This is a genomic window from Sporobacter termitidis DSM 10068 (genome assembly GCF_900130065.1).
GTDB classification, from domain to species: domain Bacteria; phylum Bacillota; class Clostridia; order Oscillospirales; family Oscillospiraceae; genus Sporobacter; species Sporobacter termitidis.
In genome coordinates, this window is record NZ_FQXV01000014.1 from 116,663 (window position 1) to 132,574 (window position 15,912).

Here is a 15,912-nt window from a genome sequence, read left to right on the forward strand (position 1 = left end):
ATGGCGCTTTTGAAGATCGACAAGCTGTCCAAAAACTTCTATCTCCACGCGCAGGACCGGCAGATCAGCTCCTGCCAGGACATCAGCTTTGACCTGAAGCAGGGCGAGTTTATCGGTATCGTGGGCCTCTCCGGCGCGGGCAAGTCCACGATACTGAAATGTATCCACAGGACGTATCTGCCGCTCACGGGCGAGATCGTCTACGACAGCCGGGCCTTCGGCCCCGTCAATCTGGCCGCGGCCACGGAACGGGAGATCCTGTACCTGCGCAAGTACGAGATCGGTTATGTTTCGCAGTTTTTGAACGTCATGCCGCGCACCACGGCGAAAGAGCACGTCATGAGCGCGCTTTTGGAGATGAACGAGGACCCCGCCCGGGCGGAGACGGCGGCGGAGGAGATGCTGGCCTATTTCCGCCTGCCGGCAGCCCTATGGGACATCTACCCCAACACGTTTTCCGGCGGGGAGCGGCTCCGGCTGAATCTCGCCCACACCATGGTCAAGCACCCGCGCCTGATGCTCCTGGACGAGCCCACAGCCTCCCTGGACAACAAGACGAAGCTTTTGGTCAAGGACATGCTGATCCGGCTCAAAAACACCGAGACGAGCATGATCGGCATCTTTCACGACCTGGAGTTCATGGAGGGCGTCTGCGACCGGGTGTACAACATTTCGGAGGGGGCTTTTGTATGCTGAAAGCGGACCTGCACATCCATTCCACCGTCTCCGACGGCAGCGCCACGATCGCCGAGATCGTCGAGGAGGCGGTGATCAAGAGCCTGGACGCCATCGCGATCACCGATCACGACACGCTCTCCCAACTGAAGCAGCTGCCGGAAACCGGCCGGGTCAAGATTATCCCCGGGCTGGAGATCTCCGCCGTGGACAAGAGAAACAACATGCGCGTCCACATCCTGGGCTATCACATCCAGGACCCGGAGGCCGTGGAGCGGCTGACACGGCCCGTTTTGGAGGCCCGCCATCAAAACACGCTGCGCCAGATCGCTATTCTTAAGGAGCACGGCTTTGAGATCGACCTTTCAAAGCTGCGGCCGGCCGACGGGAAGTACCTCTACAAGCAGCACGTGATGGACTATCTTGTCACCACGGGGCAGGCGGCGGAGATGTTCGGCGATTTTTATATGAAAACCTTTAAAAACAACGGCATCTGCCATTTCGACATCGCGTATACCGACGCGTTTGACGCCGTGGAGGCCATCAAAAACGCCGGCGGCCTGGCTGTGCTCGCCCACCCGGGGCAGCAGCAGAATTATTACTTGATCCCCGAGCTCAAGCGGCGCGGGCTGGATGGCCTGGAGTGCAACCACCACTCCCACAGCGCGGAGGACCGGCTGACCATTAAGAAATACGCCGAGCTGTACGGCCTCTTTATGACCGGGGGCAGCGATTACCATGGGAAGTATGAGCCCCAGGAGGAGGGCATCGGCGACGTTTTATCCGAGGAAAGCGGGGTGATCGCGCTATGCAGCTAGGCCTCGAGCCGGTCATTGAGGAAAATGTGCACCTCGTGAACACAACGCTGGGCAAATACACGCAGATTCAGGCCAACTGCTGCTTGAATGAGGTAACCGTCGGCGACTACTCCTACTGTGCCGGCTTCAACATGATGGATTACGCCACCATCGGCAAGTTCTGCTCCATCGCGGCCTTTGTCCGCATCAATCCCGGCAATCATCCCACGTATGACCGCGTGGCCCAGAGCCACTTTACCTACCGTAGCGAGCTGTTCGGCCTCGGCCCGGACGACGGCGCGTTTTTTGAGTGGCGGCGCCGGCACTGGGTCACCATCGGCAACGACGTGTGGCTCGGCCACGACGCGACGATCATGCCCGGCGTCACCGTCGGCAACGGCGCGGTGATCGGTACGGGCGCTGTCGTCACGAAGGACGTGGAGCCCTACGCCATCGTGGCCGGCGTCCCGGCAAAAAAGCTCAAAATGCGCTTTGACGACGGGCTCATCGAAAAAATCGAGACGTCCAAATGGTGGGACTGGGACCACGAGACGCTGAAAGCCCGCCTCCCGGACTTCCGCAATCTCGGCGATTTTGTCAGGAAATACTTATAAAAAGAAGTCCCCGCCTGACGGCGGGGACGCAGACTGTCGATAAAGCCCTTCGGGCTTTATCCGACAAGGGGGTGCATGTAGCGCGCTCAGCCGCGCGCTGCATGAGAAGTGTCACTCCGGAGGCGCATGTCCTCCTGCGTGACGATTTTGAATTTATTTGCTGCTCCGGCGGCAAACTCTGCGAGGCTTTGCCCTCTTCAGGCAGGTTTTTCGACAAGCTGAGTCCCCGCCTGACGGCGGGGACGCGCTATTTATTCTTCTGTCATGCGGTACCCGACGCCGACCTCGGTGACGATGTAACGGGGCTCCGCGGGGTTCTCCTCCAGCTTCCGCCGAATGTTGGCCATGTTGACGCGGAGGGCCTGTACCTCATTGGCGTGGTCGCCCGTATACGGGCCCCACACCTCTCGGATGATGAAGTCGTGGGTCAAAACCCGCCCGATGTACTTTGACAGCAGGACGATGATTTTATATTCGATCGGCGTCAGGTGGACGTCTTTTCCGGCCAGCGTCACGAGTCTTTTGTCATAATCGATCTCGAGCTCCCGGATCGTCATTTTGCCGGCCTCGGGCGCGGCCGCGCTCCCCGTCCTGCGGCTGTGCCGAAGCGCCGTCCTGATGCGGGCCAGCAGCTCGGCGGTACCGAAGGGTTTGGTGATATAGTCGTCCGCGCCCAGGTCCAGCGCCTCGACCTTTTCACGCTCGAGGCCTCGGGCGGAAACGACAATGACGGGCAGCACCGTCCACTGCCGGAGCTGTTTCAGGACCTCCAGCCCGTCCATGTCGGGCAGGCCCAGGTCGAGCAATATCAGATCCGGGCAGCGGGAGGCCGCCAGAGATACGGCCTCCCGGCCTGTGGCCGACTTGAGCACGTTAAAGCCGTTGGACGTCAGGACGGCGGAGATGAAATGACAGATGCTGTCCTCGTCGTCCACGATCATGACAAGCTGTTTATTCTCCATGGCGATGCTCCTCCGGCAGCGGGAGTGTAAAACGGAAGACGGCGCCGCCCCCGCTCCTGTTGGCCGCCTCCATTTTCCCGCCGTGAGCTTTGATGATGGACATGCAGATGGACAGACCGATGCCCATGCCCCGGGACGCATCGGCACTGCGCTTTCTTTCGGACACGCCGCTGTCGAAAACGTAAGGCAGGTCCCGTTCGGCGATGCCCTCGCCGTTGTCGAGCACCTCGAAGACCGCGTCGTTCCCGGCCTTTCGAACGACCACGTCCACCTCCGTGCCGTCTCCCGAGTGCTTCACGGCGTTTTCCAGCAGGTTGATGAGCACCTGCACGATCAGCGTTGCGTCCATGGGGACGAGCAGAAGCTCCTCGGGGACCTTGACCCTGATCTTTCTGCCGGGAAATCTCTTCCGGAGGCGGCTGACGGCCTCGGCGGCGACCTCCTCGGCCGCCTCCGGCACTTTTGAGACGCTGGCCGTGCCGTCCTTGATGCGGGTGACGGACAGGATGTTTTCCACCAATCGGATCAGCCACTGGGATTCCTCCCTGATGTCGGCCAGGAGCTGATCCCGCGTCTTTTTATCCAGCGCGTCGCCGCTTTCCAGAATCGCGGCGCTGGAACCGGAAATACAGGTGAGCGGCGTCCTGAGGTCATGCGAGATCGCGCGGAGCAGATTGCTCCGCATTTTTTCTTTTTCGGCGTCGACCAGGATTCTGCGCTGCTCGTCGGACAGGCGCTGCCGCTCCAGCGCCATGGCCACCTGGGAGGCGATCATCTGCAGAAACAGCCGCTTGCTCTGGCTGAGCCTCTCCGTCCTGCAGGAGAGACCGATAACGCCCAGGATTTTGCCCTGGGCAAGCACCGGCATATAAAAGCCCCCCGCGCCCATCAGCGTGTCCGTCCCGGCTCCGGCGTTTTTGAGATTGAGAAATACCCAATGGGCCACGGCGCGCTCGTCCTCGGACAGGAGAAACGCGTCGTCCGGCGCAGACTCGGCCTGTCGGAAGGCGCCGGCGGCGTTTGTGGCCGGGTCCTGGGTATAAAAAATAGAGGAGCGGCCGAACAGCGCCGTCAGATAATCGTTTGTCAGCGCCGTGATGTTTTCGGTGCCCCTTGTGACAAGGAGCTTTTTATTGATCTCATATAAGACCTCGGTGCGGCGTTCGCGCTCCAGGGCCAGCTGCGCCTGGGTTTTTATGCGCACCGTCATCGCGCTGGTGACGAGCGCCACCAGCAGCATGATCAGAAACGTGATCGGATACCCCGGCTGTATGGCGTTGAAGGTATAGTAGGGCACGGTAAAGAAGAAATTGAACGCCAGCACGCCGATGACGGAGGCCACCACGCCGTATAAGTACCCCGCCGTCATTCTCGACGCGGCGAGCACGGAGAGGATATATACCATGACAAGGTTCTGATCCCCGATATCCAGTGCCCGGAGGACAAAGCTCAACAGCGTCGCGGCGGTCAGACAGGCGAGGGTCTTCAGCGTGTCCGCCCAGGAAAAGGACAGGCTCGGCCGCTGCACCCGCCGCCGTTTCGTCTTCCTATAGGCCCGCGCCGGTAGGTTTCCCGGGATGATATGAATCTCAATCCCCGGGATCAGCGCGATGAGCTTATCCTCCAAATCCGCGTCAAATCTGTTAAAGAGCGTTTTTTTGTTTCGGCTCTTCCCGATGACGATATTGGTGATGCCGGACATCCTGGCGTAACCGGCGATCACGGTGGCCAGGGTGTCGCCGTTCAGCGTCACGATTTCTCCGCCCAGCTCCTCGGCCAGGTCCATGTTCGCCCGGATGTCTTTTTTGTCCTCCTCGGTGACTTCCCTGTTCTCCAGGCACTCAACGTACGCCGCCACCCACGGGGCGTGAAAAGCCTCCGCCGTCCTCGCCGTCCAGCGGATGCATTTTGCCGACGACGGCGAGGGCCCGATGCAGGCAAGCAGCTTGGTGCTTGCCATTTTGCCGGCCATGCGCTTTTCACTCTGGTTGACGTGGCTGATGCGGTCGGCGGCCTTGCGCATGGCGATTTCGCGGAGCAGGCGGAGGTTCTCCCTGGTAAAAAAATTCCGCATGGCGGTTTCAGCCCGCTCCGGGCGGTAAATCTTCCCTTCCTCAAGGCGCCGCAGGAGCTCATCAGGCTCAATGTCGATGAGCTTGACCATGTCCGCCCGGTCAAACACGTAGTCCGGGACCGTTTCCCGCACCTGGACCTTCGTAATGTTCTGGACGATATCGTTGAGGCTTTCGATATGCTGGACATTGACCGTCGTCGAAACGTTGATGCCGGCCTTTAAAAGCTCCTCGATGTCCTGATATCTTTTTCTGTTCCGGACACCCTCGGCATTGGTGTGGGCCAGCTCGTCGACGAGGACAAGCTCCGGCTTTCTCCGGAGGGCGGCGTCCAGGTCGAACTCCCTGAGCGCGATGTTCCTGTAGGGCACCGTCAGGGGCGGGAGAACGGGCAGGCCTTCCAGCAGCGCCATCGTCTCGGGGCGCGTGTGCGGCTCCACGTACCCCACCAGGACGTCCGCGCCGTTTCGCCGCTGCTCCCGGGCGTCGTCCAGCATGGCGTACGTTTTCCCGACGCCCGCGGCGTAGCCGAAAAATATCTTCAACGTCCCCTCCCGGGTCGGCTCCTCCGAAAGAATGCTGTCCAGCAGCGCGTCGGGGTCGGGGCGGCCGTCATAGTCCTCTGTCATTTAATTCACCTCAGCGATCAGACGGGAATACGATTTTCCGCCTTAAATATATCGTTTTGCGGTTTTTAAATCAAGCCGTCCAGCGCCAGGTTGACCTTCAGGACGTTGACGGCACGCTCGCCCCAGAAGCCGAGGAATTTGCCGGCGGTGTATTCAGCGATCACCGCTCTGACGCTGTCCTCGCCGAGGCCCCGGACTCTTGCGATGCGCGCCACCTGATATTCCGCCGCGGCGGGTGAGACGTTCGGGTCAACGCCGCTGCCGGAGGCCGTGACAAGGTCCAAGGGGATATCCGCCGTATTCGCCGGATCAAACCCGTGCCACCAGGCAATACGCTCCTGTACCTTCTTTTTCTCGTCCGCGCCGGCGGGATTCAGGTTCGTCGCGCCGAGCGGCCGGCCAATCAGGTACTGCGGCTTCGTGAACTCCTGCGCAATCAGCGCCGAGCCGTATTCTTTCTTTGTCCCGTCCTTCAGCGTCACCGTCACGATGCTGCCGTTGGCCTGAGCCGGGAAGGCCGCCTGGGCAATGGCCGTCACCACGCCGGGGTAAACAAGGCCGCACAGGACTGTCATGATGAGAAAGCAGACCAGCACGGGCCGCAGCGCTTTCCAGAATCTTTTCATTGTCTTTCACCTCACACGATATGGCTGACGGTCAGGAGCATGTCGATCAGCTTGATGGCGATAAACGGAGCGACGATGCCGCCCAGACCGTAGATCTGCAGGTTTCTTTTCAAAAGATTGCCCGCGGACGTCTCCCTGTACTTGACGCCCCTCAGGGAGAGCGGGATCAGCGCGACGATGATCAGGGCGTTATAGATGATTGCCGATAAAATGGCGCTGGCCGTGCTGGTGAGGCCCATGAAGTTCAAAACGCTCAGCTGCGGGTAAATCCCGAAAAACAGGATGGGAATGATGGCAAAGTATTTGGCGATGTCGTTGGTGACGCTGAAGGTCGTCAGCGCCCCGCGTGTCATCAGGAGCTGCTTGCCGATACGCACGATGTCGATAAGCTTCGTGGGGCTCGAGTCAAGATCGACCATATTGCCCGCCTCCTTGGCGGCCTGAGTGCCGGAGTTCATGGCCACGGCCACATCCGCCTGGGCCAGGGCCGGCGCGTCGTTGGTGCCGTCGCCGGTCATGGCGACGAGATGGCCCTTGGCCTGATAGTCGCGGATGAGCTTCAGCTTGGCGTCGGGCGTGGCCTCGGCCAGAAAGTCATCCACGCCGGCCTCGGCGGCGATGGCGGCGGCGGTCATGGGGTTGTCGCCGGTGATCATGATGGTCTTGATACCCATCTTCCGAAGGTCCTCAAATCGCTCCTTGACACCGTTTTTCACGATGTCCTTCAGGTAGATGACACCCAGCACCATTCCATTTTTCGCGACCACCAGCGGCGTTCCGCCCTTGCCGGCGATCTCCTTGACGATGCTGTCGCACGACGCGGGGTAAGTGCCGCCTTTGCCGAGGACGTAATTTTTCACGGCGTCGGCGGCGCCCTTGCGGATCTCATTACCCTGATAGTCGATGCCGCTCATTCTCGTTTTTGCCGTGAACTCGATGAAATCCGCGTTGAGGGCGGACATGTCGCGGCCCCGGATATTGAAGCGCTCTTTCGCCAGGATCACGATGCTCCGGCCCTCGGCCGTCTCGTCGGCCAGGGAGGACAACTGCGCGGCGTCGGCCAGCTCCTGCTCGGAAACGCCCTCCACCGGGAGAAATTCGCTGGCCTGACGGTTACCCAGGGTGATCGTGCCCGTCTTATCCAGCAGCAGGACGTCCACGTCCCCGGCGGCCTCAATGGCGCGGCCGCTCATCGCCAGGACGTTTGCCTGATTGAGCCTGCTCATGCCTGCGATGCCGATGGAGGATAAAAGCGCCCCGATCGTCGTCGGCGCGAGGCAGACCAGCAGCGCCACGACATTGGTGAGGGAGACGGCCCTGCCGGCTCCGGCCTGCCTGCTGGCAAAGTCCGAAAAGGGCAGCAGCGTGGCGCAGACGACGAGGAAGATGATCGTGAGCGTCACGAGCAAAATCTGGAGCGCGATCTCGTTGGGCGTCTTCTTGCGGGAGGCGCCCTCCACCATGGCGATCATCTTATCCAGAAAACTCTCGCCGGGGTCGGCGGTACCGCGGATAATGAGCCAGTCGGAGACAAGCGTGGTGCCGCCGGTCACGGCGCTGCGGTCACCGCCGGACTCCCGGATGACGGGGGCGGATTCCCCGGTGATGGCGCTCTCGTCCACGGAGGCGGCGCCGTCGACGACCTCGCCGTCAATGGGGATCTGTTCGCCGGCTTTGACATAAACGATATCGCCTTTTTTCAGGGCGCTGGACTGCATCTCCTCGTAATCGTCGATATTGGAGGCGGAGCGCAGTCTTCTGGCCCCCACATCTTTCCTGGCTTTCCGGAGCGTATCGGCCTGGGCGCGGCCCCGTCCCTCAGCGATGGCCTCGGCGAAGTTGGCAAACAGGACCGTGAACCAGAGGATCAGCGCGATGGCCAGCGTGTAGCCGGCGCTCTCGTCCCGTATTCCCGCAAACGTCAGTATCCACAGCGCCGTTGTGAGAAACGCGCCGATATAGACGACGAACATGACGGGATTACGAAGCTGGATGCCCGGTGCGAGCTTTTTAAAGGACTGGCCGATCGCGTCCAGATAAGCTTTTGATGTCGAGCCTTTATTTTTCATAAATTCCACCTCATCTCACGGCTGTAAAGTAATCGGCTATCGGGCCCAGCGCCAGCGCGGGCAAAAAGGTCAGCGCGCCGACAATCAGGACGATGGCAATAAGGAGCCCGACAAAGAGCGCGTTGCTTGTCGACAGCGTGCCTTCTCCGGCAGCCACGATTTTTTTACCCGACAGATTGCCGCTCAGATAGATAACGGCGACCATGGGAACAAACCGCGTGACGAGCATGATGATGCTGCCGGTCACGTTGGTGAAAACGGTGTTGGCGTTGAAGCCGGCAAACGCGCTGCCGTTGTTCGCGCCGAAGGATGAGAAAGCATACAGGATTTCAGAAAACCCGTGGGCGCCGGTATTTGTCAGCCACGTGCCGGCCTGGGGCATCAAAACCGCCGCCAGAGTGCCAAAGAGGATAAAAAGCGCGGGTGTCAGCACGACGATACAGACCATTTTCATGTCAAACGGCTCGATCTTTTTGCCAAGGTACTCCGGCGTCCGGCCAACCATCAGCCCGGCGATAAACACGGTGAGGATGACAAACGCCAGCATGCCGTAAACGCCGCTGCCGACGCCGCCAAAGACGACCTCGCCGATCTGCATCAGGAACAGGAGCACCATACCAGCCAGCGGCGTAAAGCTATCGAGCATGGCGTTGACGGAACCGTTGGAGGCCGCCGTCGTCGCCGTCCCCCACAGCGCCGAGGTGCCGACGCCGTGAATAACCTCCTTGCCCTCCATGCTGCCGGCAGTCGTAACACCACCGTATACCGGCCCGCCGGAAAGCTCGCTGGCCGTGACGCCGGCAAGGCAGAGAATAAACAAAATGAGCATCGCCGCGTAGATCGACCGGCCCTGCCGGCTGTCCCTGACCGCCTTACCGAAAGAAACGCACAGCGCGGCGGGTATCAGCAGAATGGAGAGCAGCTGCAGCAGATTCGAAAAAGCGTTGGGGTTTTCAAATGGGAAAGCGGAATTGGCGCCGAAAAAGCCGCCGCCGTTCGTGCCGAGCTGTTTGATGGCGATCTGGCTGGCCGCCGGGCCGAGAGGGATCGTCTGGGCGGCGCCGGATTCGAGCGCCGTCGTCTGTACGTAAGGGCTGAGTGTTTGCACCACGCCCTGGGACACCAGTAAAACGGCCAGGACGAGGGACAGGGGGATCAAAACATACAGCGTCACACGCACGAGATCCCGCCAGAAGTTGCCGATGGTGATCTGCTTCCTCTGGACAAAGCCGCGGAGCAACGCGAACAGGACGGCGATTCCGACGCCCGCGGACAGGAAATTCTGCACGGTCAGGCCCAGGCCCTGCGTCAGGTATGAAAGCGTCGTCTCACCCGAATAGGCCTGCCAATTGGTGTTTGTGACGAAGCTGACCGCGGTGTTCAGCGCCAGGTCCCAGCGTACGCTTTTCATATGCTCCGGATTGAGCGGCAGAAGGTTTTGCAGGAGCTGAAGGAGAAAAACGACTACGAGCCCCAGACCGCTCAGGGCCAGAACAGCTCCGGCATAGCGTTTCGGCGTCATCTCGCTTTCTCCGCGCACGCCCATCATTTTGTAAATGAGTTTCTCGCAGGGCGAGAATACATGGGTCAAAAAGACGCGCTGACCCGTCATCACCTTATAAATGTAAATACCGAGCGGGATCGACAGGCCGACCAGCAGCAGGATAAAGAATATATCCGAGATCAGAATGTCGCTCATATGCGCTCACCTCTGAACAGGACATAAAAAAGATAGCCGAGCAGCGCTGCCGCAATAACCGCAACAATAATCAGGACAACACCCATAAAACCACTCCCTTTCTTACAGGCAACTATACTATGTACGATTCCCATTATAATTATTTCCTCGTAAAGCCGGCGTGAAGGAGTAGGCCGCTGATATAAAGATTATATAAAAATGATAAAGAACGGCACCGCACGCCGTTTTATGGCGCGCGGTGCCGTTCTTTATATTGTCTGATGCGGCGCTGCTAGTCGGCGTACGGCAGCGGGGCCCCGGCCAGCTGCGCGTATTCGTTGAAATAATCCTTGTAGGTGTCTTTCGTAATCATCTCGTTTGCCGTGGCATAGAACGCGGTCTTATCGGTCGGGAGCTTAAGCCCGGACCACAAGGTTTCCGGTGTGGCCTTGCCGTCGATCATCGCGATGAGCCCGCATATTGTCGGCGCCGCATAGAGATAGTTGGAAATGGCCAGGCAGGAGACCCAGCAGCCCTCATAGTTCGTATCCCACTCGGTCGTCAGAACATCGCTGCCCACGTCGGTAATCAGGGTGTTCTTATTGAGGCTCAGCGTATCGGCGGCGCGGGCGGCGCCCTGTGCGTATGTTTCAAGGCAGGAGGCCACAAACCAGTACTGAATTTCCGGATGTCCGGCAAAGGTCGCCGAGGCGAGATTATAGCCTGTCTGCGCACTCTTATCCCCGACCACGCCGTCGACCGTATAGACATTCTCGTTTTTAACGAGCTCCTTGTATTTGGCCTCGGCGCCGATGGCACGGTCATTCAAATCGCTGCTGACCGAAAATGTAAAATTCAAAAGACCTATTTTCGACATGTCCACGTCGCCCCAGTATGTCTTATAGTTGTCAAAGAGCCACTGGACCGTCGTCGCGCCTGCTTCCTCCTGATTCAGGCCGATGCAGGGCACAATCTCACTGCCGTTGTTGTCTCTCACGGAGTTGAACAGGCCTATGTAGGGTACCCCGAATTCGTCCAGAACCTCTTTGATACGCTCCTTGGTTGAGGGATCGATGATAACAATGTAACCGTCCACGTCCTGTCCATTCAGTGTCTCGAGGTTCTGAATAAACAAATCCATATCGCTTTCGCCGGTGGATGTGGTGAGCTTGTTGAAATTAAGCTTGTCCGAGAACTGATTGATTGCGTCGGCCATTTTCTGAAACAGCAGCAGTGTATACGGATAAGCAAAAACGAGATTGTATGTTTTTCGTGAATGCGGGTCGACGCCGTCGCTGAAGAACCCAAGTTTATCTGCGTTGGCCGAGACGTCGGAGGTTGCCGGCGCTGAGGGCGAAGAGGCCGCTCCAGCGGAGGGAGACGGAGACGCCGCCGGGGTGCTGGGCGAGGCGGAAGCCGACGAACCGCTGCCTTGACCGGAACACGCGAAAAGGGAAAAGATTACGAGCAGCGCGAGAAGAACCGAGATTGCCTTTTTCATAAGATATCCTCCTTATAATTTTATAGCATTGGATCAGGTTCTGCTGCTACTTTAATCAAACTCATGCGGAGCATTGCCGGTAACGGCAATGCTTATTTAATATAGTAATCCCTCCCATACATATAAGCTTCCTCTTTGATCCATTTGTTGGTTTTTTCAATCGTCGTGTCGCCATACTTGCCCAGCGCGGAGCCATAGAAAGCGAAGCCTCCACCCGGCGCATAGCGATCGATGCAGTCTCTGACCGTCTGCCGGATCTCCTCCTCGTCCACATCCGGCCAGGAGGCGGGCGGCGCCCATTTATAGCCGCCGGCGAAAGCCAGCTTTTTATCGTACTTTTTCTTGATGCCGTCCAGATCGTTCATCGTCTGGGCCGGGTCCCATATCTTCACGCCGAAGTCCAGCATGTCGTCCAGAAAATCCTCGCAGCGGCCGCAGTTGTGGAACTGCAGCGGTATCCCCCTGTCCATAGCCGGCTTTGCCAGGCGCATATAGACCGGCTTCAGGATGCTCCTGTACAGCTCCGGCGAGATGAACGGACTGAACGCCGTGGCCGTATCGTCCAGCAGGTACAAAAGATCCACGTCGTAATGATCCACCGTCGCCTGCACGATCGGCATATACACGTCCACCATGAAATTCAGCAGCTCCGCAAAGATCTCCGGCTCCTCGTAAATCGCCATCAGCCCGTTGCTGAAGCCCATAAAGGCGATGATCTGCTGGAACGGCATCAGCCCGATGACGCCCATCGCCGCGGATTTGGCGCGGTCAAGCCCGACGCGCTCGCAGTCCGCCTTCGCCAGCTTCTCCCAGTCCACGTCCGGCAGCTCCGGTTTTTTGATCACCTCATGCCATTTTGTGATATCGTCCAGGATAAAATTATTCGGCTCCGGGATGCACGCAAAGTTCGTCTCCTGGTTGGCGATGTACTTGACGCCCCAGATATCATAGCGGCCGGTGGGCGCCGGTGTGATATGCGTCTCGTCAAACAGCGACGGCCCGACGATCTTGCAGGCGACCTCGTCGTTGTAGCCCGGAAAGCCCATGGTGTAGATCGGCACGTACTCCGGCAGCTCTCCTCTGGTCAGGCGCAGATAGTTCTCCTTTGGTGACAGTTTCGATTTCGGCAATCCTTATCTCTCCTTTTATCACGCAATTTTTGTCTCTTTAGTCAAGGTGGAGCTTCACGCCCTGAGCGGTCAGGCGTTTTTGGAGCTCCGCCACGTCCAGCCGGGCGAAATCGCTGCCGATGGCCGCCGCCATGCCCGCGGCTTCCCCCGTGACGGCACAGGGCGGGATCACTCTGGTGATGTCCCACATGGCGTCCGTCACGGAGATATCCCGCCCGGCGGCCAAAAGGTTTTTGACCTCGGTCCCGTACAGCGCCCTGAATGGGAGCTCGTATGCCGGGCCGCGCTTTCGCCAGTCGCCCGTCATGCCGATACTGTCGGGCATGAATTTCCGGCTCTCCGTCTCGTCCAGTGTGTACGTGCCCACGAGCCGGCGTGACATACGCACCAGCGGGATCGTCGATATCGTTACGGGGACAAACGCTTCATCTGCCCGGCGGTGCGACATGATATCCTCAAGCATCTTGCCGTGCCCTGCGATAACGGCGCGGCTGAGCTCTTCCCCGTCGACGCCGGAAAACCGGACGTTTTTATCGAGGCTCTCGACCTTCACCGCTTCAAAGCCGTTTTGTTCCCCGCCGGCTTCCCTTTCAGTAGCCCTGCCCGGTACAACGTCGGCCAGGCCGAACATCTTCAGGGATACTTTTCCGCCGCTGAAATAGTAATACCAGCTGGCGAGACCGTTCCCGCCGTCATGCAGCGCCGTCCTGGCGCCGGCCAGATGGCAGATATCGGCGTCGCCCGTGCAGTCGATGACGGATTCGACCGCAATGGCGGAGCGGCCCGATTTATTCTCAACGACAACGGAGGTGATGGCTCCACCCTCGGTCGTCACCGCGCAGGCCAGCGTCCCGTACAGGACGGTGACGCCGAGCTCCAGGAGCAGCGCTTCGGCCCGGAGGGCGAACAAATGCGGATTGAACTGCGTCATGTAGCGGTTTTTGATGCGCTCCTCCAGGCTATCGCCGTCCAGCCAGGCGTGGGGGTGATTGGCCTCAGCCCCGTGGGCGATGGAGAGCTTTAAAAGCTCCTCGCCGATGCCGAAGACGAGCTGGCGGCCCTCGCCGTCGCAGAGCGGCAGGTAGATTGTCACAAGGCCCAGTGTCGCCATTCCACCTAGCGCGTACTCGCGCTCTAACAGGACGACCTTTTTCCCATTCCGCGCCGCGGCGATGGCGGCGGCGATGCCGGCAATACCGCCGCCGGCCACGAGTACCTCCGTCGTCCGCGTGATCTCTGTCTTTTTCTCTCGTTCAACAATATATCCGTTCACTCTGCGCCACCCTTAATAACTAGTCTTTTTTCGTGATCTCTATGTACCCCTCGTCGGCGTTGACAAGCACCATGTCGCCCGTCTCGATAAACGCCATGGGGTCCTCTTCAAAATCCGTCATGCAGGGGACATGGGCCGCCAGGGCACACAAAACGGTGAGGGAACTGGCCACCGTGTGTACAAACGCCGCCGGCTTCAGCGGCCCTCTGCCGTAGGCCATAAAGCCGCCTGAGCCTCTTGGCGAGGGATAGACGAGGACCTTGCCCGTATAAGGCACCTTAAACAGCGGATGGTTCCGCTCCGTTGTATAGCCCCTGCCAGGACTCACGTTGGCAAAGCCCTGCAGCGGCATCGGCGACACCAGCGCCTCCGCCTCCACGCAGCCAGGATATTCGCAGCGGCCCTTGATGCGTATCTTTTTCATGCCCTTACCTCCATTCCCCGTGCCAGCGGCCCGTCAGCGCCGCGTCGATGCAGTCGTCCGTGGACCCGTAGCAGACCTGCAGCCTGTTCTCGTCGTCCGGATAGCACCCCGTGATGTAATACGCCTGCTTCGCCGTGTCCACGGCCAGGTTCCTGACACCCTCCGGCACGGCCCCCATCGCCGCCAGGCACGCCCCCGACATGAGGAGCGCCCCAGCGTCCGCCAGGACCTTGGCATAGCCCAGGTTCTTCGCCACGTCGTACAGCCACGGCGCCGTCATGATCCACAGCGGGATTCTGCACCTTTTGCCCTCCAGCTTCCGCGCCAAAAGCATCACGTCCACGATGTTCAGGTGCGGGCAGCCCAGGTATACCATGTCCACATTGTCGCTTGTGTGGAAGTTCAGCGTGTCGTACGCCTTTTTTAATTCTGTTTCGCCGATGAGCGTCTCACGCTTCGGCTTTTTGCCCCCCAGCGCCCACTCCAGCGTCGGCGCCTCCGGCGTGCTCCCCGGGATGTGGTACATGCTCACACCGCCCCCCGTGTGGATGGCCGAGTTGAGCTTCTGGTACTGCGTCGTCGTGGGTTTCCCCGTCCCCGTCAGCACCGGCACCTCGCACGCCACGTCCGCGCCCACGGCAAAGCCGAACACGTCCCACTCCATATCCGTTTGGATCAGGCGGTCCGTTTTCACCAGCACGGTGCCGTACCTGTTCTCGGTGATATGCATGCCGTAGTAGGGCGCCTTGCCCAGAAAGCAGGTGGCGAAGGTACCGTCAAAGTTCGTGCGCGCGCCAAGCACCGCGTTGCAATAAGGGATCTGCGAGCTCTCAAACCAGGAGCAGTGCTGCCCCACGGAGGGCAGATACGTCATGGTGAGATAATTGGCGCAGGAGTGGGAGGTCATCATCCCCATCTTCCTGTAAAGCCTGAAGAAGTCCTCGTGCAGGGCCTTTTCATGAAACGCCGGGTCGTCCTGCCTGTTGTCCCTGTTCTGATAGGAGCAGATGTTGCAGTTTTCCCAGCCGTGGATCGGCGCCTGCTCCGGGAAGGGGGACTTGTTGGCGAAGGTGGGAATCTTGAAGTACGCCCCGGACGCCGCCAGCTTTTCCAGCTCCTCCAGGGAGAAGCCGTAAAAGGGCGACAGCTGATTGCCCGGCGTGTGCAGGTCCCCCGTGCCGTCCAGGTCCACCAGCTTTTCCGCTCCGGCGATCTCGCACATCTCCACCAGATACTGCATGCAGACCTGCGGGATGGCCCCGTCTCCGCCGTCGAGTACGCGTTTTTCTTCGTCCGTTAATTTGACCGCTGTACCCATCTATTTCTCTCCCCCGATGACGACGACGTTTTTCAGTGCCCCCTTCAGGGAGTCCTCCAGGGCTTCCTTGATCTGGTCCAGGGTGAACCGATGGGTCAGAAGGCTGTCGATATCGATCATGCCCTTGCGGTACATGTCCATGTA

The 15,912-nt window shown here is 59.5% G+C and carries 14 protein-coding genes; 3 read left to right on the plus strand and 11 right to left on the minus strand.

Annotated elements, in window-relative coordinates; genetic code table 11:
* From BUB60_RS16700 to BUB60_RS16710, 3 genes are read left to right on the plus strand one after another with little or no spacing between them, the layout of a single operon-like run.
* Positions 1-696, plus strand: coding sequence for a phosphonate C-P lyase system protein PhnL (locus BUB60_RS16700; RefSeq protein WP_073081580.1), 696 nt, complete (start codon positions 1-3; stop codon positions 694-696).
* Positions 690-1,493 carry a PHP domain-containing protein gene (locus tag BUB60_RS16705; protein ID WP_084726571.1) on the plus strand — a complete coding sequence of 268 codons (804 nt, stop codon included), beginning with the start codon at positions 690-692 and terminating at the stop codon, positions 1,491-1,493. Before BUB60_RS16700 ends, BUB60_RS16705 begins: the two co-directional genes overlap by 7 nt.
* Positions 1,484-2,086, plus strand: a complete 603-nt coding sequence (locus BUB60_RS16710) for a DapH/DapD/GlmU-related protein (protein WP_073081583.1) — start codon at positions 1,484-1,486, stop codon at positions 2,084-2,086. The genes BUB60_RS16705 and BUB60_RS16710 overlap by 10 nt, the downstream gene beginning before the upstream one ends.
* A gap of 251 nt (positions 2,087-2,337) precedes the next feature.
* Here the strand turns inward: BUB60_RS16710 and BUB60_RS16715 are convergent, their stop codons facing one another.
* The 11 genes from BUB60_RS16715 to BUB60_RS16765 all read right to left on the minus strand — a co-directional run bounded on the left by BUB60_RS16715 (position 2,338) and on the right by BUB60_RS16765 (position 15,768).
* Positions 2,338-3,048: a response regulator gene (locus BUB60_RS16715; RefSeq protein ID WP_073081585.1), complete on the minus strand. Its 711-nt coding sequence runs from the start codon at positions 3,046-3,048 to the stop codon at positions 2,338-2,340.
* Positions 3,038-5,749 carry a sensor histidine kinase gene (locus BUB60_RS16720; RefSeq protein WP_073081588.1) on the minus strand — a complete coding sequence of 904 codons (2,712 nt, stop codon included), beginning with the start codon at positions 5,747-5,749 and terminating at the stop codon, positions 3,038-3,040. Before BUB60_RS16720 ends, BUB60_RS16715 begins: the two co-directional genes overlap by 11 nt.
* A 65-nt stretch (positions 5,750-5,814) precedes the next feature.
* A complete protein-coding gene (locus tag BUB60_RS16725) occupies positions 5,815-6,375 on the minus strand; it encodes a potassium-transporting ATPase subunit C (RefSeq protein ID WP_073081592.1) in 561 nt (186 codons plus the stop codon).
* 11 nt (positions 6,376-6,386) lie between these two features.
* Positions 6,387-8,444, minus strand: a complete 2,058-nt coding sequence (gene kdpB / locus BUB60_RS16730) for a potassium-transporting ATPase subunit KdpB (RefSeq protein ID WP_073081596.1) — start codon at positions 8,442-8,444, stop codon at positions 6,387-6,389.
* Positions 8,445-8,454: 10 nt separating this feature from the next.
* Positions 8,455-10,143, minus strand: a complete 1,689-nt coding sequence (gene kdpA / locus BUB60_RS16735) for a potassium-transporting ATPase subunit KdpA (RefSeq protein WP_073081599.1) — start codon at positions 10,141-10,143, stop codon at positions 8,455-8,457.
* On the minus strand, positions 10,140-10,229 hold the full coding sequence (locus tag BUB60_RS16740; protein ID WP_073081602.1) for a potassium-transporting ATPase subunit F: 90 nt from the start codon (positions 10,227-10,229) through the stop codon (positions 10,140-10,142). The genes kdpA and BUB60_RS16740 overlap by 4 nt, the downstream gene beginning before the upstream one ends.
* Before the next feature lie 185 nt (positions 10,230-10,414).
* Positions 10,415-11,623 carry a substrate-binding domain-containing protein gene (locus BUB60_RS16745; RefSeq protein ID WP_073081606.1) on the minus strand — a complete coding sequence of 403 codons (1,209 nt, stop codon included), beginning with the start codon at positions 11,621-11,623 and terminating at the stop codon, positions 10,415-10,417.
* A gap of 92 nt (positions 11,624-11,715) precedes the next feature.
* A complete protein-coding gene (locus BUB60_RS16750; RefSeq protein ID WP_073081609.1) occupies positions 11,716-12,753 on the minus strand; it encodes a uroporphyrinogen decarboxylase family protein in 1,038 nt (345 codons plus the stop codon).
* A 37-nt stretch (positions 12,754-12,790) separates the two neighbouring features.
* Entirely contained in the window at positions 12,791-14,026 is a 1,236-nt protein-coding gene (locus BUB60_RS16755) for an FAD-dependent oxidoreductase (RefSeq protein WP_073081614.1), read from the minus strand.
* Between the two features lie 19 nt (positions 14,027-14,045).
* Positions 14,046-14,450: an aconitase X swivel domain-containing protein gene (locus BUB60_RS16760; protein WP_073081617.1), complete on the minus strand. Its 405-nt coding sequence runs from the start codon at positions 14,448-14,450 to the stop codon at positions 14,046-14,048.
* Positions 14,451-14,454: 4 nt separating this feature from the next.
* On the minus strand, positions 14,455-15,768 hold the full coding sequence (locus BUB60_RS16765; protein WP_073078107.1) for an aconitase X: 1,314 nt from the start codon (positions 15,766-15,768) through the stop codon (positions 14,455-14,457).
* Positions 15,769-15,912 lie beyond the last annotated feature (144 nt).